Origin of the sequence: Rhizobium sp. P38BS-XIX, assembly GCF_012641435.1 — a bacterium.
In the GTDB taxonomy this organism is placed as follows: domain Bacteria; phylum Pseudomonadota; class Alphaproteobacteria; order Rhizobiales; family Rhizobiaceae; genus Rhizobium.
Genome location: NZ_JABAIJ010000001.1, coordinates 1,694,607 through 1,713,698, shown reverse-complemented (window position 1 = coordinate 1,713,698; position 19,092 = coordinate 1,694,607). Strand labels below are relative to the sequence as shown.

Below are 19,092 nucleotides of genomic sequence, written 5' to 3'. Positions count from 1 at the left end.
CCTTCAATGACACAGCATCTACAGATTAATCCTTTGACGAAAGCGGCGTTTGCGCCGTTCGGTGACGTGATCGAGGCCGATCCGGCAAGCATGCGATATATCAATGGCGGTACGACGGAGCGCTTTCATGCGCTGTCGACAGCGGAAGCCATTGGCGACGGCGCACGCGTCATTTTGAACCTCTTTCGAGGCCAGCCGCGCGCTTTTCCCTTCTCGATCGACATGATGGAGCGTCATCCGTTCGGCAGCCAGTGTTTCGTGCCGCTGAACGGCCGGCCGTTCCTTGTCGTCGTCGCGCAAGATGAGGGTGGCAAACCAGGCCGGCCGCAAGTTTTCCTGGCGCGGGGCGATCAGGGTGTGAACTACAAGATCAACGCCTGGCACTATCCGTTGATGGCGCTCGGCGAACACAGCGATTTCCTCATCGTCGATCGTGACGGGCCGGGAAACAATCTGGAAGAGTCCTTCTTCGACACGCCCTTCATCATCGGAGCGCCGACGCTATGACCGGACTGACCACGCATGTGCTCGATACCGCTCTTGGCAAGCCGGCCGAAGGTTTAGTGATCGATCTCTACAGGATCGATGGCGATGCCCGCACGCATTTGAAGACGGTGAAGACCAATGCCGACGGGCGTGTGGACGGCGGGCCTATTCTGATCGGTGAAAGCTTCGTCGCCGGCACCTATGAATTGCTGTTCCGCGCCGGTGACTATCTGCGAGCCAGCGGCGCCAGGCTGCCGGAGCCGGCTTTCCTCGATCTTGTGCCGATCCGCTTCGGCATCGCTGACACGACGGCACATTACCATGTGCCGTTGCTGATCTCGCCATACGGCTATTCGACCTATCGCGGGAGCTGAACCATGAGGTTTGCAGCCATTGCGGACATTCACGGCAATCATCTGGCGCTTGAAGCCGTGCTCAGGGATATCCGCGCGCAAGGCATCGACGACATCGTCAACCTCGGCGATTGTTTCAGCGGGCCGCTGACTGCGGCCAAGACGGCGGATTTGCTGCTGGATCTGAATGTGGTGACGGTGCGCGGCAATCACGACCGATATTTGGTCGAACTTGCACCGGAGGCCATGCATGCTTCGGACCGAGTTGCCTATTCCGAGCTGTCGGAACGTCATCTCGATTGGCTGCGTGGACTGCCCTTCAACGCGACCTACCGGGATCAAGTCTATCTCTGCCATGCGACGCCGGCTCAAGACAATGTCTATTGGCTCGAGTCCGTTTCACCGGACGGTCATGTCCATCAAAAGCCGGTAGAGGAAATCGAAGCCTTGGCTGCCGGCATCGATTTTCCATTGATGCTGTGCGGGCATAGCCACATTCCGCGCCTGGTCAGGCTTTCAGACGGCCGGCTCGTCGTCAATCCCGGTAGCGTTGGCTGCCCGGCCTATGACGACGATTTGCCCTATCGTCACAAGGTCGAGGCGGGCCACCCCTTTGCTTCCTACGCTATTCTGGAGAAGACTGACGGTATTTGGCTGCCGGACTTCCGGCAGGTAGCCTACGATCATATGGCGATGGCAAAGCTTGCGGCGGGGAATGGCCGTGCGGAATGGGCAAGCGGTCTTGCGACCGGTTGGCTACGCTAGAGCGGTTCAGCTTTTCACGGAATCCCCGAACCGCTCTATCTCTTTGTTTTCTCGCAATTCCGGACGGAAAACCGCTGCGCACTTTTCCCGGAATTGCTCTAAGAGTCAGCCAGGATCGAGCGATCGACGGCCTTGATGTCTCGCTTGCCGCACAGCGCCATCGAGATATCCAGCTCTTTGCGGATGATCTCGAGCGCCAGTGTCACACCTTCCTTGCCCATGGCGCCGAGGCCATAGAGGAAGGGACGGCCGATGAAAGTGCCCTTGGCGCCGTAAGCGATCGCCTTCAGCACGTCCTGACCGGAGCGGATGCCGCCATCCATATGCACTTCGATCCTGTCGCCGACCGCGTCGACGATCCGTGGCAGCATGCTGATGGAAGAATGGGCGCCGTCGAGCTGCCGGCCGCCATGGTTCGAGACGATGATCGCGTCGGCGCCGGTATCGACGGCTGCCTTTGCATCCTCGACATCGAGAATGCCCTTGATGATGAGCGGGCCGCCCCATTGCTGCTTGATCCAGGCGACATCGCTCCAGGAGAGCCTGGGATCGAACTGCGAGTGCGTCCAGTGCGACAGTGTCGTCATGTCAGAAATATCCTTGGCATGACCGATGATGTTGCCGAAGGAGTGACGCTTGGTTTTCAGCATTTCCATGCACCAGCTTGGCCGCGTCGCCATCTGCCAGAGATTCTTCACCGTCATTTTCGGCGGTGCCGACAATCCATTGCGGATGTCGTTGTGGCGCTGGCCGAGGATCTGCAGGTCGGCCGTCAGCACGAGTGCCGAGCATTTCGCCGCCTTTGCGCGCTGGATGAGGTTCAGGACGAAATCGCGATCCTTCATGACGTAAAGCTGGAACCAGAAAGGTTGCTTCGTCACCGAGGCGATATCCTCGATCGAGCAGATGCTCATGGTCGACAGGGTGAAGGGAATGCCGAATTCCTCGGCCGCACGCGCCGCCAGCATCTCGCCATCGGCGTGCTGCATGCCGGTGAGGCCGGTCGGTGCTAGCGCCACCGGCATCGAGGCCTTCTGGCCGACCATGCTGGTTGCGAGCGACCGGTCCGACATGTCGACGAGGACGCGCTGGCGCAACTTGATCTTGGCGAAGTCAGCCTCATTTGCCTGATAGGTCGATTCTGTCCACGAGCCGGAATCGGCATATTGGAAGAACATTTTCGGCACGCGCCGCTGAGCAAGCGTCTTCAATTCGGCGATGGTAAGCGGCGCGGTCATGGTCTCTGCCTTCCGGGTGGTTACATGGCGGGCGGTGCGGATTGCCTTACTGGAGGGTCGATTTCATCGGCTTTCCGGCGACGTAGGTTTCGACGACGGCGCGGTCGTCGCCCATGGTCTGGAGCAGGAACAGCTCTTCGGTGAGGCTTCTCGTGACCTCCATCTTCAACGCCATGGCGGGTGTTGCTGCGGCATTGAGGACGATGAGATCGGCTTCGGTGCCGGCGTCGAGCGTACCGATCCTGTCGACGAGCGAGAGGGATTCGGCATTGCCGCGTGTCATGTAATAATAGCTTTCCAGCGGGTTCAGGCGCTCACCGAGCAGCTGCTGGATCTTGTAGGCCTCGTCCATGGTCCGCAGCATCGAATAGCTGGAGCCGCCGCCGATATCGGTAGCGACACCGATGCGAACGGGCTTTTCGCGCCGGGCCAGCGCCTTCAGCGGAAAGAGACCGGAGCCGAGGAACAGGTTCGAGGTCGGGCAATGGACGGCAACGGAGCCTGCTTCGCTCATGGCGTCGGCCTCGCGCTCCGAAAGATGGATCGCATGGCCGAACAGGCTCTTGGGGCCAAGCAGGCCATAATGTGCATAGATATCGGTATAGTCGATCGCGTCCGGATAGAGTTCGCAGGTGAATGTGATCTCGTCGTGGTTCTCGGAAAGATGTGTCTGGATGTGCAGGTCCGGGAATTCGCGGGCAAGCGCGGCTGTCGCCTCCATTTGCGCCGGTGTCGAGGTTATGGCGAAGCGCGGGGTGATGGCGACGTGGTTGCGGCCCTTGCCGTGCCAGTCTGATATGACCTGGCGCGTCTCGTCATAACCCATTTCAGGCGTATCGAGCAGGCCCTGCGGCGCATGGCGATCCATCATCACCTTGCCGCCGACCATGCGCATGTTTCTCCGCATGGCTTCGGCGAAATAGGCGTCGGCGGAGGTCTTGTGCACAGAGCAATAGGCGACGGCGGTCGTCGTGCCGTGACGGATCATTTCGTCATAGAAATGCCTGGCGATACGCTCCGCATGGGCGCTTTCGACGAAGCGGCATTCCTCGGGGAAGGTATAGGTGTTCAGCCATTCCAGCAGGTTGGCGGCATAGGAGGCGATCACCTGCATCTGCGGAAAATGCAGATGCATGTCGATGAAACCCGGCAGGATCAAATGCGGGCGATGGTCGATTTCGCTCACGCCTTCCGGCGCTTGCGCCTTGATATCGGCATAGGGACCGGTCGCGACGATCGTTCCGTTTTCGATCAGCAATCCGCCGTCGCTTTCGTAGGCGTAGCTGTCGGTATCGTCGAGGCTTTGCGGCAGGCGCTTGAAAGACAGCGGGCGGCCGCGCAGAAGGGTCGTCATTGGCTCTTTTCTCCGATGGAGCTTTCGAACCAGGCGACCAGCAGCTTGCGCTCCTCCGGCGAGACGTCGGTGACGTTGCCGGGCGGCATGGCATGGCTGCGGCCGGCCTGGATATAGATCTCGCGGGCATGCATAGCGATTTCTGCGTCATTTTCCAGCGTTACGCCCTTCGGCGGACGGACGATCCCCTCATAGACTGGTTCGGCCGCATGGCACATGGAACAGCGTGTGGAGATCATTTGCTTGACGGCCGGAAAATGGGCATCGGAGGCGAACTGCTGGAAGGCGGGGGCAACGACATTTGCATCCTTTTCGCCGGTTAGCACCTTCGGAACGGTCGAAAGCCACATGATGACGATGAAGATGACCACCGTGACGATCCATGTCCAGGTGGGGCGACCCTTGCGCGCGTGCGTCGTGTTGAACCAGTGGCGAATGGTAACGCCCATCAGGAATACCAATGCGGCGATCACCCAGTTGTAGGCTGTGCCGAAGGCCAGAGGGTAATGGTTCGACAGCATGAAGAAGATGACGGGCAGTGTCAGGTAGTTGTTGTGCAGCGAACGCTGCTTGGCGATGCGACCGTATTTCGGATCCGGCGTGCGGCCGGCGATGAGGTCGGCAACGACGATCTTCTGATTGGGAATGATGATCATGAAGACGTTGGCGGACATGATCGTCGCCGTGAAGGCGCCGAGATGCAGAAATGCGGCGCGCCCCGTGAAGAGGTGCGTATAGCCCCAGGCCATGAAGACCAGCACGGCATACAGCACGATCATGAGGCCCCAGGTGTTGTTGCCGAGCGGCGACTTGCACAGGAGATCATAGATGAGCCAGCCGACGGCGAGCGAAGCCAGAGAAATCAGGATCGCGACGGGAACGCTGACATCGAGCACATGCCTGTCGATGAGGAAGAGATTGGCGCCGCCGTAATAGACGATGCACATCATCAGGAAGCCGGAAAGCCAGGTGAAGTAGCTCTCATATTTGAACCAGGTCAGGTGCTCCGGCATCTGTGCGGGGGCCACGAGATATTTCTGGATATGATAGAAGCCGCCGCCGTGAACCTGCCACTCCTCGCCATAGGCGCCGGGCGGCAGATGCGGGCGCTTCACCAGCCCGAGATCGAGGGCGATGAAGTAAAAGGACGAACCGATCCACGCAATGGCGGTTATGACGTGGAACCAGCGGGCAGCAAAGGCCAGCCATTCCCACGCGATGGCGTATTCATACATTCGGTTCCCCTTTTTCTTCTTCCGACTCGATACCTTGCAGAATGTTGGGAGCGGATGGAAGAGGAAGGTTTGATGCGTCGGCAAAAAGCCGCGACCTTGTCTGGCGACAGAGGCGCATTAGATCAGATCATGGTGTTTTTTTACTAAAACGCCCTCGGCTGCTTGGAGCGGGCCGTGTCCGCGGCAGCCGTCCTTTTCGACGGAGAATTGCCCATGCGTGGTGTTCTGGCGTTCGTTCCTTTCCTCCTGGCGACTTCTGCTCTCGCACATGATGCGCCCTCTGGCTGGTCATACGATCCTTACTGTTGCAACGGCGACAGCGAGACCGGGGATTGCCAGATGATCCCCTCGCGGACTGTTGCCATCGTGCCGGGTGGATATCGAGTGACCCTCAATCCCGGTGATCACCGCGACATAACGCATGCGCATATCTTCAACTTGCCGCAGCAGAAAGCGATGCACTCGCCAGACGGCGCCTATCATCTCTGTCTGTTTCCAGACGAAAATACGCCGCGTTGCTTCTATGCGCCCGACATGTCCGATTGAGCATCGGATGGTTTTCAGCAGGAGCGTCGCGTCGCGTGTTGTAAATCGGTCTAGTCGAGCGGCATGCCGAACTCGCTAAGGATCCAGTTCCTGAAGGAACGGATGCGCGGCGTATGGCGCCTGTTTTCCGGATAGGCGACCCAATAATCCGCGCCATCCGTCGAGAGGATGTCGAAAGGTTGGATCAGGCGCCCGGATGCGAGCTCTTCCGCATAGAATTCCGGTGTCAGCACCGCAACTCCCTGGCCGGCGATTGCTGCGCTCGCCTCGAATGATTGCGCCCCCAGCCTGCTGCGCGGTCTGCCCTGAAGGCCGGGATCGGGCACGCCGGCATCCTGAAACCATTGGATCCACCAGGGGTCGCCGGCGTCGACAATACGCAGTTTGAGGAGATCGGCCGGTTCATGTACGCCACCGATTGTTTCCGCGAGAGCCGGGCTGAGCATCGGCGTGAAGTGCATCTTCATCAGGAGATGCGCCCGCAATCCCGGCCAGTTTCCACGCCCGGCGCGGATGGCGATGTCGGACGGCTCGCGGGCAAAATCGATGATTGAACCGGAAGTATCCAATCGCACCGCGATATTGGGGTGTTTGAGCTGAAACGAGCCGATATGGCGAGCCAGCCATTGCGAGGCGAAAGTCGGTGTCGAGTGAATATGCAGCGTCGTCTCGGCTTCACCGCTAAGAGAAGTCACAGCCTCCTGCAGCATCGCAAAGGCTTCCGCCACCTTCGGGGCAAGTTGTTCCCCCGACTCCGTCAGCAAAATCTGGCGCGGACGGCGCAGGAACAGGGGCTCTCCAACCGTCTCCTCCAGCAGTTTGATCTGATAGCTGACTGCTGTCTGCGTCATGCCGAGTTCTTCGCCGGCGCGTGTAAAGCTGCCGAGCCTCGCTGCCGCCTCGAAGACACGCAGGGCATTTAGCGGGAAGCGTTTCGACAGCTTCATGGATAAGTTCTCTTTATGAGTGCAGACGATTGTTCGATTGGAACTCCAGCACTTTTAGCGCCAAACTGCAATTCATATCGCTGATTTAACTGAGGTGTTGTTATGGATTGCTATCTTGTGGAACAGCCTGAAGCAGCCCGGCCTACGGTTCTGGAGCGTCTGCGGGAAACCCTGTCGCATGTCTTCTCGATGCATGGAGAACCCTCCGCGCATCTCGACCTTGACGAGATGTCGGATAGGGTCAAGCGCGACCTCGGCTTTCTCGACGGACGTGAGCCGCGTTACGACGAAAGAGCGCCGCTGTAATGGCTGACGGCCTTTACATCCCCTTGAGCCGTTCAACCGCCATCAGCACGCGCTCCGGCGTTGCCGGTGCGTCGAGGCGCGGACAGACACGATAATCCGCCACGCTGGCAACGGCCATCGATAGTGCCTCCAGAACAGAGATCGGAAGCATGAACGGCGGCTCGCCGACGGCTTTGGAGCGGCCAATGGTGGCCTCGGTATTTTCGGACCATTCGGCCAGCCGTACGTTGAAGATCTTCGGCCGGTCGGAGGCAAGCGGGATCTTGTAGGTGGAGGGCGCATGCGTGCGCAGCCGGCCCTTGGCATCCCACCAGAGTTCTTCGGTTGTCAGCCAACCCATGCCCTGCACGAAGGCGCCCTCAACCTGGCCGATATCGATCGCCGGGTTGAGCGAGCGGCCGACGTCGTGGAGGATATCGGCTCTGTCGATCAGATACTCGCCCGTCAGCAAGTCGATCGACACCTCGGAGCAGGCGGCGCCATAGGAAAAGTAATAGAATGGCGTGCCGCGGCCGGCCTTGCGATCCCAGTGTATCTTCGGTGTCTTGTAGAAGCCGGCTGCCGAAAGCTGGACGCGGGCGAAATAGGCCTGCTTGATGAAATTGGGGAAGGGGATCTCCTCCTCGCCCACGCGGACGCGGTTGGGAAGGAACTGTACTTCCTCGGCGCCGGCGCCCCATTTCTCCGACGCGAAGGCGACCAGCCGTTCCTTGAGCTGCCGGGCTGCATCATAGGCGGCCATGCCATTCAGATCGGAGCCGGACGATGCTGCCGTCGCGGATGTATTCGGCACCTTGCCTGTCGTCGTCGCCGTAATCCTGACGTGGTCGATATCGACCTGGAAGCTGTCGGCCAGAACCTGCGCCACCTTCGTATAGAGACCCTGGCCCATTTCGGTGCCGCCATGGTTCAGGTGAATGGAGCCGTCCTGATAGATATGCACCAGCGCGCCTGCCTGGTTGAAGGCGGTCATGGTGAAGGAAATGCCGAACTTCACCGGCGTCAGCGCGATGCCTTTGCGGATGAAGCGGCTCGAGTGGTTGAATTCGATGATGGCGCTGCGGCGCGCCTGATACTCGGATGAGGCTTCCAGCTCGTCAACGACGCGGTTGATGATGTTGTCGGTGACCTCCTGATGGTAGGGGGTCAGCGTTCGGCCTGAGCCCGGTTGGCCGTAGAAATTGGCGCGACGGACTTCCAGCGGGTCTTTGCCGAGCGCATAGGCGATCTCCTCGATCATGCGTTCGCCGCCGACCATGCCCTGCGGGCCGCCGAAGCCGCGGAAGGCGGTATTGGAGACCGTATGGGTTTTCAACGGTTTCGAGACCAGATGCACATGCGGATAGAAATAGCTGGAATCCGCGTGGAAGAGCGCACGGTCGGTGACCGGGCCGGAAAGATCGGAGGAGAAGCCGCAGCGAGCGGCATAGGTGGCATCGACGGCATGGATGCGGCCTTCGTCGTCGAAGCCGACTTCGTAGTTCACGAGGAAGTCATGCCGCTTGCCGGTAGCGCTCATGTCCTCGTCGCGGTCGGGCCGGAATTTGACGGCGCGGCCGAGCTTCTTGGCGGCGACGGCAGCGAGCGCCGCAAACTGGTTGCCCTGCGTTTCCTTGCCGCCGAAGCCGCCACCCATGCGGCGAACATTAACGGTCACGGCATTGGAGGGAATGCCAAGGACATGGCCGACGATGTGCTGGATTTCGCTCGGATGCTGCGTCGAAGACCAGACGGCGACTTCATCGTCTTCGCCGGGAATCGCCAGAGCGATATGGCTTTCCAGATAGAAATGCTCCTGGCCGCCGATGCGCATCTGCGCCTTGATCCGATGCTTGGCGTTTGCCATCTCGGTCTCGGGCTCGCCGCGCTTCAAGGTCATCGGTTCGTAGACGAGCGGGGCGCCATTGGCGAGTGCGCCGTCGATATCGCTCCAATGCGTGAGGTCGCGATAATCGATCTTGGCAAGGCGGGCGGCGCGACGGGCGGCATCCCGGGTTTCGGCGATGACGGCGAAGATCGGCTGGCCGTGGAACTCGACCTTCGCTTCGGCAAGCAGCGGCTCGTCATGCATGCCGTTGGAGCTGGTGTCGTTGACACCGGGAACGTCGGCGCCCGTGAAGACCCAGACGACGCCGGGATAGGCTCGAACGGCTGAGAGGTCGACGCCGGCGATCTCGGCGTGGGCGCGGTCGGACAGGCCAAGCGCGCCGTGCAGCAATCCGGCGGGTTCTGGAATATCGTCGATATAATCGGCAGTTCCGGTCACATGCTTATGCGCGGAATCATGGCGCAGGGAGCCGTGCATGGATCCGTTGATGACGACCTTGGTTTCTTCGAAAGCGGATTTATCCATGGTTCAGGCCTCCGCCATCGCGAACCGCTTCAGTTCCTGCGGCGCGCCAGTCGTCTCAAGATAGAAGCGGATCAGAAGATTCTTGGCCGTCAGCTGACGATATTCGGCTGAGGCGCGCCAGTCGGACAGCGGCGTATAATCGCTGTCGAAGGCATCGCGCGCGGCGACTGCAGTCGCTTCGGTCCAGGCTTTGCCGATCAACTCGGCCTCGACGGAGCGGGCGCGCTTCGGTGTGCCGGCCATGCCGCCGAAAGCGATGCGGATATCGGCGACGTTACCGGCGTCATCCAGTGACAGATAAAACGCGCCGCAGGCGGCCGAGATATCTTCATCGCGACGCTTGGAAATCTTGTAGACGGCGAAATGCACATCGTCGGCCGGGTAGGGCACAAAAAGGCCTTCCACGAATTCGCCGGGACGACGATCCTGCTTGCCGTATTCGATGAAGAAATCTGCCAGCGGCAGGCTGCGCGTTCCCGCCGTCGAACGGAGTTTCACGGTGGCGCCAAGTGCGATCAATGGCGGCGGCGTGTCGCCGATCGGCGAGCCATTGGCGATATTGCCGCCGATGGTGCCCATATTGCGCACCTGCTCGCCGCCGATGCGGTTGATGAGGTTGGCAAGGGCAGGGATCTTTTCGCCGAAAACGGCAAAGGCGCGGCTATAGGTGACGCCGGCGCCGATGCTCAGCCCATCGTCTTCGACCGATATCTTCTGCAGATCGCTCAGGTGATTGATGAAAACCACCGGGTTGAGCCGGCGCATTTGCTTGGTGACCCAAAGGCCGACATCCGTCGAGCCGGCAACGACCGTCGCCTTCGGCTCGTCGGCAAGTACTTTTGCCAAGGCCGCAACGGAACCGGGGACGATCAGACGATCCTCGCCATCGACGATTTCGATGGTGTCGCCGCCTTGCATCGCCCAGAGGCGGGCTATGATGTCGGCTCTCGTCTTTTCCAGGGGATCGAATAGCGCGCTCGGCCGCTTCTGGCTGACCTGCTCAGCCGCCTTGATAATCGGCTCATAGCCTGTGCATCGACAGAGATTGCCCTGGAGCGATTTTTCGATCTGCGCGCGGCTCGGCCTATCCGTCGACAGCCAGAGGCCATAGAGAGACATGACGAAGCCGGGGGTACAGAAGCCGCATTGCGAGCCATGGCAATCGACCATGGCTTGCTGCACCGGGTGAAGCGTGCCGTTCTGGGCGGCGAGATGCTCGACCGTGACGACATGGGTGGCATGCAGAGAGCCGACGAAGCGGATGCAGGCGTTGACGGACTCATAATGCAGCCCACCATCGATGAGACGTCCTACAAGTACCGTGCAGGCACCGCAGTCGCCTTCCGCGCATCCTTCCTTCGTTCCCGTCAGGCGTCGCCGCAGACGCAGAAAGTCGAGCAGCGTCTTGGTGGGGCGCAGGCTCGATAGGGTGATATCCTCGCCGTTGAGGATAAAGCGAATGCTGCCGCTCATGTCGTTCCCATTTTTGTCTGTTGGCCGGGACCGATACGAATACGAATCCGGTCCTAACCGTCTATGGTTATGCCGCGGTCCAGCCACCGTCAATCGAGACGTGTGTTCCGGTCACCTGCCGCGCCTCGTCGCTTGCTAGGTAGAGCGACAGGGCACCGATTTCTTCGGCTTTGACGAACTCACGCGTTGGCTGGGCCTTGAGGATGACTTCGTTTTTCACCTGCTCCTCCGTCATCCCTCGCGCCTTGGCCGTATCCGGGATCTGCTTTTCGACAAGCGGTGTCAGAACGTAGCCGGGGCAAATGGCGTTCACTGTGACGCCGAATTCGGCAAGCTCGAGTGCTGCCGTCTTTGTGAGGCCGAGTATACCATGTTTTGCAGCAACATAGGCAGATTTGAAAGGCGAGGCCACCAGGCCATGCGCCGAGGCGATGTTGATGATCCGCCCATATTTCTTTGCCTTCATCAGCGGAATGGCGGCGCGCATGGTGTGGAAGGAGCTGGAAAGATTGATCGCAATGATCTGATCCCACTTCTCGATCGGGAAATCCTCGATCTTTTCGACATGCTGAATGCCGGCATTGTTGACGAGGACATCGACGCTGCCAAACGTGGAGTAGGCTGTCGCGATCAGATCGGCGATCTCGGCGGGCTTCGTCATATCGGCCGGATGATAGATCACCTTGCCACCACCGGAGGCTTCCAGCTTCGTCTTGATCGCATCGATCTCTTCCGGCTTTCCGAAGCCGTTGATGGCGACGTTATCCCCCTTGGCGGCAAAGGCGGTCGCGATGGCGAGGCCGATACCGCTCGTGGAACCGGTGACGACAACTGTTCTAGCCATGATCTTCTCCCTGGACGGCGCAGCTTCCTGCTGCAATGCAAAACGGGCTGAGCCTAGTCCCAAAAAGGCAGATAAGGCAATCGCATGGCCTGACGTCTCTTTTGCGGCGCCGCTCACTACGATGCATTGAAGTGAAAAGCGCATCATCCGACGAAAAATTTCGTTTCGCTTTCTTTTCACATTCGTTTTGCTCGCGTATCTGTTGTTTCGGGATGCAACAGGCGGGAGGAATGCATGAGCGGCTATGTCTTGGCGATCGATCAGGGAACGACGTCGACGCGGGCTATCGTCTTCGACGGCAAGATGAAGGTTGCCGGTGTCGGGCAGAAGGAATTCACCCAGCATTACCCGAAGTCCGGCTGGGTCGAGCACGATCCGGAGGAGATCTGGTCGTCCGTCCTTGCGACTGTCCGCAAGGCGATCGCAGCTGCCGGCGTCACCGCAAAGGATATTGCCGCGCTCGGCATCACCAACCAGCGCGAGACCGTCGTCGTGTGGGATCGCGAGACGGGTAAGCCGATCCACAACGCCATTGTCTGGCAGGATCGCCGTACGGCAAGCTATTGCGAGAAACTCAAGCGCCAAGGCCTTGAAAAGCTCTTCACCCGTCGCACCGGTTTGCTGCTTGATCCCTATTTCTCCGGCACGAAGCTTTCCTGGCTGCTGTCCAACGTGAAGGGCGCCCGCGCTCGCGCTGCCAAGGGCAAGCTGTGCTTCGGCACCATCGACACGTTCCTGATCTGGCGGCTGACTGCTGGCAAGAGTTTCGTCACCGACGCCACCAATGCATCGCGGACGCTGATGTATAATATCGGCGCCAACGAGTGGGACGACGAGCTGCTGGATATCTTGGGAGTTCCCTCTGCAATGCTGCCTGAGGTGAAGGATTGCGCCGCCGATTTTGGTACGACCGATCCCTCGCTCTTCGGTGCCGAAATTCCGATCCTCGGTGTTGCCGGCGATCAGCAGGCGGCAACGATCGGGCAAGCCTGCTTCGAGCGCGGCATGATGAAATCCACCTATGGCACCGGCTGCTTTGCGCTGCTGAATACGGGCGCGGACATGGTGCGCTCGAAGAACCGCCTGCTGACCACCATCGCCTATCGGCTGAACGGCGAGACGACCTATGCGCTCGAAGGGTCGATCTTCATCGCCGGAGCCGCCGTGCAATGGCTGCGCGATGGGCTGAAGGCCATCAAACGTGCTTCCGATTCCGGTGATCTGGCAGCGAAGGCCGATCCACAGCAAGAGGTCTATCTCGTGCCGGCCTTCACCGGTCTTGGTGCGCCTCACTGGGACCCGGATGCTCGCGGCGCGATCTTCGGACTGACGCGCAATACCGGGCCGGAGGAAATCGTGCGGGCAGCGCTGGAGGCCGTCTGCTATCAGTCTCGCGATTTGCTCGATGCCATGCACAAGGATTGGCGCAATGGTGGCGAGCAGCATACGGTTCTGCGCGTCGATGGCGGCATGGTCGCTTCCGACTGGACGATGCAGCGGCTTGCTGATCTTCTGGATGCGCCGGTCGACCGTCCGACGATCCTCGAAACGACGGCGCTTGGGGCCGCCTGGCTCGCCGGCAGCCGCGCCGGTGTCTGGCCGGACCGCGCCGGCTTCGCCAAGGCCTGGGCGCGCGACAAGCGCTTTGAGCCCGATATGGACGCCAAGACTCGAAATGCGAAGCTGAAGGGCTGGAAGAACGCCGTATCGCGCACCTTGAGTACACGGCAGGGATGATAAGCGATAGCACTCCGCTCACCTTAGGTTATGTAATGTAAAATTTCTTTATTTTGCTTATATAAGGGCAAGCAGCGATATTTCCGCCGTCCGAAATGGTTCGGAACGAAATGGTCCGGGCCACGTTTCCACGCGATAAATCCGTGTTTGGATCAACGCCTTTTGAGAGATGACGAAGCGGATAATGGCGGCTCAACTTAGCGAACTGAAAAAGCACATCTACAGGCAGATCAAGTATCATGTTACCCGGCCGAAACCACCGGTTTTGGCGGAGCGGTTTGATGGTCCTGTTCTTGTGGTCGGTTCGGCGCCGGTGTCCCATAAACCCGTCGATTTCGATGAGACATTCCGGGTGATCACCATCAACGGTTCTCAGGTGGTGACAAAGGCATGGGGCATAGAGGCGCCCGATGTGGCGCTCGTCCAGTTCAACCAGATCGAGGGTACGAATACCAACGCCGTCGAGGTACGTCGCGTTCTGAATGGCGAGCGCGCGAAGATGCTCTATGTCCTGCTCTGGCGAAAGGAATTCCAGCGGCTGGAAGATGGGTTGAAGGCTTTCAACTACGGCTACGACAAGCTCGAAATCGTCGATCGGTACAAGCGCATGGCGCTGCTGGATCGTGTCGGTGGTGTAAAGTGCAGCGAGCTTGGCGCCGACGACAAGTGCTCGAATGGTATCAATGCCGTGCTTTTCGCCCTTTATAACGGCGCGACCGAGGTCATCATCACCGGCATCAATCCCGATTCCGGCGGCCATGTCTACAACAAGGAAAATCTGGCGCGATTGCATGTCCGCAAGGACCGCGAGGTCCTTGAGCGGCTGATCGAGCGCGGCTTTCCCGTGTTCACGACGGATCCCGGCGTTTCGCAATCCGTCGGCCTGCCGTTGTGGACGGGCAAGGTCAGGGCCAAAGGGACCGTGGACGCCGATATCAAAGCCAAGCGGCCGCCACCGCTAACCGCTGCGGCCGTCATCAATCCCTGAGCTAGAGCTGCGCCATCGGTCGATCTGCGGCTGACGTCGATCGCGATTCCGTGCGAAGATCACGGCAGGGAATCACTTACCTATTCAGGGACCGATCGGATGCTGATGCCGCCGCCATTGCAGCCGGGTGACAAGGTTCGCTTCGTTTCTCCCGCAAGCACGCCCAATAGGGAGAGGGTTCTGGCGGCTGCCGAGATCCTCGAGAGCTGGGGATTGAAAGTCGACTTCGGTGAGCATGCCTTTCGCAAATGGGCCTATCTTGCCGGCACGGATGAGGAGCGCCTGGCCGATTTTAACGCCGCACTTCGCGATCCTGATGTTCGCGCGATTTTTGCCACGCGTGGCGGTAAGGGGTCTTATCGCATAGCCGACCAAGTTGATTTTGCGGCGGTGCGGCGAGATCCGAAATTTGTGATCGGCTTCAGCGATATCACCGCATTGCATTTGAGCCTGCTGAAATATTGCGGTCAGGTCGGTATTCACGGGGCGCTCTTTATCGGGCCGAACGAAGAGAGTGTCAGCTCCTATACGCAGGACGCGCTGCGTCTCGCGTTGATGACAACGGAGGACATCGTCATCGCCGCGCGTGCGGAAGAGCCGACCTCAAGGCTGACGACAGGCGGAACAGCCAAAGGGCCGCTGATCGGCGGCAATCTCGATATGGTGGCCACATCGGCCGGCTGGGCGTTGCCGGACATGCATGGCGCAATCCTGCTGCTGGAGGCGATAGGCCTTTATCCCGGGCAGGTGGATCGGCAGATGACGATGTTGCGCAAGGCAGGGCATCTCGATGGCCTTGCAGGCGTGGTCGTTGGCCAGTTCACCGACTTCGAATTCGATCGTCCATATTCGGTGATCGATATCCTGCGGGAACATCTGACCGTGTTGAATGTGCCCATTCTCGGCGGCTTGCCGCTCGGGCATGACGATCGGCCGGCAAGCGTTTTGATCGGCGCTGTGGCGACGATGGATACGCAGGCGGGGACTCTGGTCATCCAGCGTGGAAGCGCCTGACGTCTTCTTCAATATTTTTTTGACGTGACCTGTCGGTCCGGATGATATTCCTTCGTCTTTATAGGGAGAAGGAAATAGTCATGCTCTACGCGATCCTATGCTACAACGACGAAGACACCGTGTTTGCCTGGTCGAAGGAACAGGAGGATGCGACGATGGCACGGCTGATTGCCGTTCAGGAGCCGCTACGACAGGCTGGAAAGCTTGGCCCGGTGGCACGCCTGATGCCGACGACGGCAGCAACGACCCTGCGTAAGGGCAAGGACGAGCCGATCGTCATCGACGGTCCCTTTGCTGAAACCAAAGAGCAGTTGCTCGGTTTCTACGTCGTCGATTTCGAAACCTTGGATGAAGCCATCGGGTTTTCGAAGGAGCTTGCCGCGGCCAATCCTGGTGTCGGCTCTTACGAAATCCGCCCGCTTTACGTCTTCCGCCCGGGAGCTGCTGCGACATGACCGATATTGCCTGGATCGACATCGCGCTCACCAACGCCCGACCGCAGGTGATGGGCGCATTGCTGCGCTATTTCCGTAATCTCGATATTGCGGAGGAGGCCTTTCAGGAGGCCTGCCTCAGAGCCTTGAAGACGTGGCCCGACAAAGGGCCGCCACGCGACCCCGTCGCCTGGCTGATCTTCGTCGGCCGCAACAGCGGTATCGATACGACCCGCAAGCAGGCGCGATTGCAGAGCCTGCCGGATGAGGAGCTCATTTCCGATAAGAGCGATGCCGAAAGCGATCTCGCCGAGCGGCTCGACGGCTCTGGATATCGCGACGATATCTTGCGGCTGCTGTTCATCTGCTGCCATCCGGATCTGCCGGCGACGCAGCAGATCGCGCTCGCACTGCGCATCGTGTCCGGCCTTTCCGTACAACAGATTGCCCGTGCCTTTCTGGTCAGCGACAGCGCCATGGAGCAGCGCATTACCCGGGCAAAGGCGCGCGTTGCCGCAGCCGGCGTTCCTTTCGAGACGCCGGGCGCCGCAGAGCGTAGCGAGCGTCTGGCGCTCGTCAGCGCCATGATCTACCTGATCTATAACGAAGGCTATTCGGCAGGCGGAACGCATCGCGAAGCTACAGCCTTCGCCGACGAGGCAATCCGGCTTGGTCGCCTTCTGTTGCGGATCTTCCCCGCCGAGCCGGAGACGATGGCGCTGCTCGCACTCATGCTCTTGCAGCAATCGCGCAAGCATGCCCGCTTCGATGCCGACGGGCAGATCATTCTTCTCGAGGATCAGGATCGGTCGCTTTGGGACCGTACGTTGATCGATGAGGCGCTGGCGCTGCTCGACAAGGCGATCCGTCACCGTCGGCCGGGCCCCTATCAGGTGCAGGCGGCGATCGCGGCGCTTCACTCGCGGGCAAAGCGTGCCGCCGATACGGATTGGGAAGAGATCGACCTTCTCTACCAGATGCTGGAGCGGCTGACGCCATCGCCGGTCGTGACGCTCAACCGATCGGTCGCGCTCTCCAAGCTGAAAGGGGCGGATGCGGCGCTGACGCTGGTCGCGACACTCGAAGCGCAGCTCGACAGCTACTTTTACTTTCATGGTGTGCGTGGCGGACTGCTTGCGCAGCTCGGTCGCTCGCAGGAGGCTCGTGTCGCCTTCGACAGGGCTATTGCATTGGCCCGCTCGCCAGCCGAAGCGGCCCATATTCGCCACCAGCTCGATCGTTTGAGCGCGGATGCGCTGGCGACGGCAAAATAATCGAAAAACTTGCGCTCGGGATGTCGGGAAACGACGGCCATGAACGTCATTGAAGTATAGGCCGAACAGGCCGCGTCACACCGATAAAAGAGGAAGAGGACCATGACCGAGCAAGCCCAGCGCCACGAACTTTCACTGACCCGCATCATCGATGCCCCGCGTGAGAAGATCTTCCGCTGCTGGACGGAAGAGGCGTTGATGAAGCAGTGGTTCGCGCCGCAGCCATGGACGGTATCGGCCGCCAAGATCGATGCGCGTGCGGGTGGTTCAAGCTCGATTACCATGCGCAGCCCGGAAGGCGAGGATTATCCGGGCAACGGCGTTTATCTGGAGGTCGTTCCCAATGAGCGCATCGTCTTCACGGATGCGTTCAGCAGCGCATGGGTGCCGTCGGCAAAAGCGTTCATGGTGGTGACGGTTCAGCTCGACGACCTTGGTGACGGCAAGACCCGCTATACCGCGACTGTCCTGCACTGGTCGGCGGAGGATCGCGAGGCGCACGAGAAGATGGGCTTCCATCAGGGATGGGCGCAGTGCGCCGATCAGCTGGCTGCGCTGGCGGCCAGGATCTGAATTTCCGATTCAATTCCGGGGGATATGGGAATGTCTTATGCAGTCGATTCATCTTTGCCTTCGGTCACGCGCGCTCAGCGCGTGGCCGGCATGATCCTGAGCGGTTTGGTCGTCGCCTTCCTTTTGTTCGACGGCGCGATCAAGCTCATCCCTCTGCCCGTTGTTACGGAGACGATGGAGACGCTCGGTTACTCCGCCGATCGGGGGCTGGCGCGGTTGCTCGGCGTCATCACGCTTGGCTGTGCCATCCTCTACGCCATCCCACGGACGTCGGTCCTTGGCGCTATCCTTCTTACAGGTCTTCTCGGTGGGGCGATCGCGACGCATTTGCGGATCGGCAGCCCGATCTTCTCGCATCTTCTCTTCGGCGTTTATATCGGTGTGATCGCCTGGGGCGGCCTTTATCTTCGTTATGAAGCAGTTCGCAGAATGATTCCGCTCTTAGACCGAAGCTTTTGATTTCGGATTCGATTTGCTAATGCTCGCTTCTTTGGATCGCCTCGGCACGTCACCAAAATGCCGGGGTGATCTTCTGTTTTGTGTCCGCGCAACTCCGGATGGAAGGCTGCCGTACACTTTTCCTGGAACTGCTCTGAAGAGGGGAGCGAGCCATGCCGCAAGTGACCATCGCACCGGTCAAGCAGTCGGATGCAGACGAGCTGATCGCCGCCAATATCGCCAGCCGTGCCCATCATGTGCCCTGGGCCTATCCATTTCTTGATCGCGACGGCTTTGACGCCTGGTTCGGCCAAACGGTCACGGGGCCGAATATCGGTCTGGTGGCGCGAGATCCGGGCTCGGGCGGCATCGTTGGCGTCGTCAATATCAGCCAGATGGTCTGGGGCGGTTTTCGCAGCGCCTATCTCGGCTATCACGGCATGGTCGGCTTTGCCGGCCAGGGCTTCATGACGGATGCGGTCCGTCTGGCCGTCATCCACGCCTTCGATGCGGTTGGGCTCCACAGAGTGGAGGCCAATATCCAGCCTGGCAATCATCCTTCGATCGCGTTGGTCAAACGGCTCGGCTTCCGCAGGGAGGGTTTTTCGCCCAAATATCTGAAGATTGGTGGCGTCTGGTGTGATCACGAGCGCTGGGCATTGCTTGCGGACGATCCGCGCTCCTAGGGGGTAGCATTGCTCCATGCCCTTTCGGAATTCGAAAGTCGCTCTATC

General features: G+C 59.9%; 20 protein-coding genes. 13 read left to right on the top strand and 7 right to left on the bottom strand.

Annotated features, from left to right (window positions below; genetic code table 11):
* Positions 1 to 6: 6 nt before the first annotated feature.
* The 3 genes from HGP17_RS08295 to HGP17_RS08285 are packed head-to-tail and all read left to right on the top strand — an operon-like array spanning position 7 to position 1,604.
* On the top strand, positions 7 to 507 hold the full coding sequence (locus HGP17_RS08295) for an ureidoglycolate lyase (protein ID WP_168807696.1): 501 nt from the start codon (positions 7 to 9) through the stop codon (positions 505 to 507).
* Positions 504 to 860 (top strand): hydroxyisourate hydrolase, encoded by a 357-nt coding sequence (gene uraH / locus HGP17_RS08290; RefSeq protein WP_168807694.1) that lies wholly within the window; start codon positions 504 to 506, stop codon positions 858 to 860. The genes HGP17_RS08295 and uraH overlap by 4 nt, the downstream gene beginning before the upstream one ends.
* A gap of 3 nt (positions 861 to 863) precedes the next feature.
* Positions 864 to 1,604, top strand: coding sequence for a metallophosphoesterase family protein (locus HGP17_RS08285; protein WP_168807683.1), 741 nt, complete (start codon positions 864 to 866; stop codon positions 1,602 to 1,604).
* 98 nt (positions 1,605 to 1,702) lie between these two features.
* Here HGP17_RS08285 and HGP17_RS08280 read toward each other — a convergent pair whose 3' ends face one another.
* Genes HGP17_RS08280 through puuD form a run of 3 tightly spaced genes read right to left on the bottom strand, consistent with a single transcriptional unit; the run spans position 1,703 to position 5,431 of the window.
* Positions 1,703 to 2,842 carry an alpha-hydroxy acid oxidase gene (locus tag HGP17_RS08280; protein WP_168807681.1) on the bottom strand — a complete coding sequence of 380 codons (1,140 nt, stop codon included), beginning with the start codon at positions 2,840 to 2,842 and terminating at the stop codon, positions 1,703 to 1,705.
* Positions 2,843 to 2,888: 46 nt separating this feature from the next.
* On the bottom strand, positions 2,889 to 4,196 hold the full coding sequence (gene guaD / locus HGP17_RS08275) for a guanine deaminase (protein ID WP_168807679.1): 1,308 nt from the start codon (positions 4,194 to 4,196) through the stop codon (positions 2,889 to 2,891).
* The gene (puuD, locus tag HGP17_RS08270; protein ID WP_168807676.1) at positions 4,193 to 5,431 is read right to left on the bottom strand and encodes a urate hydroxylase PuuD; all 1,239 of its coding nucleotides are present in this window, start codon (positions 5,429 to 5,431) and stop codon (positions 4,193 to 4,195) included. Before puuD ends, guaD begins: the two co-directional genes overlap by 4 nt.
* A gap of 213 nt (positions 5,432 to 5,644) precedes the next feature.
* On the opposite strand from puuD, the gene HGP17_RS08265 reads away from it, so the two are divergent.
* Positions 5,645 to 5,977: a hypothetical protein gene (locus tag HGP17_RS08265; protein WP_168807670.1), complete on the top strand. Its 333-nt coding sequence runs from the start codon at positions 5,645 to 5,647 to the stop codon at positions 5,975 to 5,977.
* A 50-nt stretch (positions 5,978 to 6,027) separates the two neighbouring features.
* Here the strand turns inward: HGP17_RS08265 and HGP17_RS08260 are convergent, their stop codons facing one another.
* Positions 6,028 to 6,924 carry a LysR substrate-binding domain-containing protein gene (locus HGP17_RS08260; RefSeq protein ID WP_168807669.1) on the bottom strand — a complete coding sequence of 299 codons (897 nt, stop codon included), beginning with the start codon at positions 6,922 to 6,924 and terminating at the stop codon, positions 6,028 to 6,030.
* Positions 6,925 to 7,026: 102 nt separating this feature from the next.
* Between HGP17_RS08260 and HGP17_RS08255 the strand changes: the two genes are divergently transcribed.
* Positions 7,027 to 7,230 (top strand): hypothetical protein, encoded by a 204-nt coding sequence (locus HGP17_RS08255; RefSeq protein ID WP_168807668.1) that lies wholly within the window; start codon positions 7,027 to 7,029, stop codon positions 7,228 to 7,230.
* 13 nt (positions 7,231 to 7,243) lie between these two features.
* Here HGP17_RS08255 and xdhB read toward each other — a convergent pair whose 3' ends face one another.
* The 3 genes from xdhB to HGP17_RS08240 all read right to left on the bottom strand — a co-directional run bounded on the left by xdhB (position 7,244) and on the right by HGP17_RS08240 (position 11,900).
* Entirely contained in the window at positions 7,244 to 9,583 is a 2,340-nt protein-coding gene (gene xdhB, locus HGP17_RS08250) for a xanthine dehydrogenase molybdopterin binding subunit (protein WP_168807667.1), read from the bottom strand.
* A gap of 3 nt (positions 9,584 to 9,586) precedes the next feature.
* Positions 9,587 to 11,056, bottom strand: coding sequence for a xanthine dehydrogenase small subunit (xdhA, locus tag HGP17_RS08245; protein ID WP_168807666.1), 1,470 nt, complete (start codon positions 11,054 to 11,056; stop codon positions 9,587 to 9,589).
* Between the two features lie 67 nt (positions 11,057 to 11,123).
* Positions 11,124 to 11,900, bottom strand: coding sequence for a 3-hydroxybutyrate dehydrogenase (locus HGP17_RS08240; protein ID WP_168807665.1), 777 nt, complete (start codon positions 11,898 to 11,900; stop codon positions 11,124 to 11,126).
* Between the two features lie 234 nt (positions 11,901 to 12,134).
* Between HGP17_RS08240 and glpK the strand changes: the two genes are divergently transcribed.
* From glpK to HGP17_RS08200, 8 genes are all read left to right on the top strand, one after another.
* Positions 12,135 to 13,637: a glycerol kinase GlpK gene (gene glpK, locus HGP17_RS08235; protein WP_168807664.1), complete on the top strand. Its 1,503-nt coding sequence runs from the start codon at positions 12,135 to 12,137 to the stop codon at positions 13,635 to 13,637.
* A gap of 184 nt (positions 13,638 to 13,821) precedes the next feature.
* Complete coding sequence (locus HGP17_RS08230) at positions 13,822 to 14,625, top strand: membrane-anchored protein (protein ID WP_168807662.1); 804 nt, start codon at positions 13,822 to 13,824, stop codon at positions 14,623 to 14,625.
* 105 nt (positions 14,626 to 14,730) lie between these two features.
* The gene (locus HGP17_RS08225) at positions 14,731 to 15,639 is read left to right on the top strand and encodes an LD-carboxypeptidase (protein ID WP_168807660.1); all 909 of its coding nucleotides are present in this window, start codon (positions 14,731 to 14,733) and stop codon (positions 15,637 to 15,639) included.
* Between the two features lie 80 nt (positions 15,640 to 15,719).
* A complete protein-coding gene (locus tag HGP17_RS08220; RefSeq protein ID WP_168807659.1) occupies positions 15,720 to 16,094 on the top strand; it encodes a YciI family protein in 375 nt (124 codons plus the stop codon).
* Positions 16,091 to 17,347, top strand: coding sequence for an RNA polymerase sigma factor (locus HGP17_RS08215; protein ID WP_168807656.1), 1,257 nt, complete (start codon positions 16,091 to 16,093; stop codon positions 17,345 to 17,347). The genes HGP17_RS08220 and HGP17_RS08215 overlap by 4 nt, the downstream gene beginning before the upstream one ends.
* 102 nt (positions 17,348 to 17,449) lie before the next feature.
* A complete protein-coding gene (locus HGP17_RS08210) occupies positions 17,450 to 17,920 on the top strand; it encodes an SRPBCC family protein (protein WP_168807654.1) in 471 nt (156 codons plus the stop codon).
* 30 nt (positions 17,921 to 17,950) lie between these two features.
* Complete coding sequence (locus HGP17_RS08205; protein ID WP_168807652.1) at positions 17,951 to 18,379, top strand: DoxX family protein; 429 nt, start codon at positions 17,951 to 17,953, stop codon at positions 18,377 to 18,379.
* Positions 18,380 to 18,531: 152 nt separating this feature from the next.
* Complete coding sequence (locus HGP17_RS08200) at positions 18,532 to 19,044, top strand: GNAT family protein (protein WP_168807651.1); 513 nt, start codon at positions 18,532 to 18,534, stop codon at positions 19,042 to 19,044.
* Positions 19,045 to 19,092: the final 48 nt, after the last annotated feature.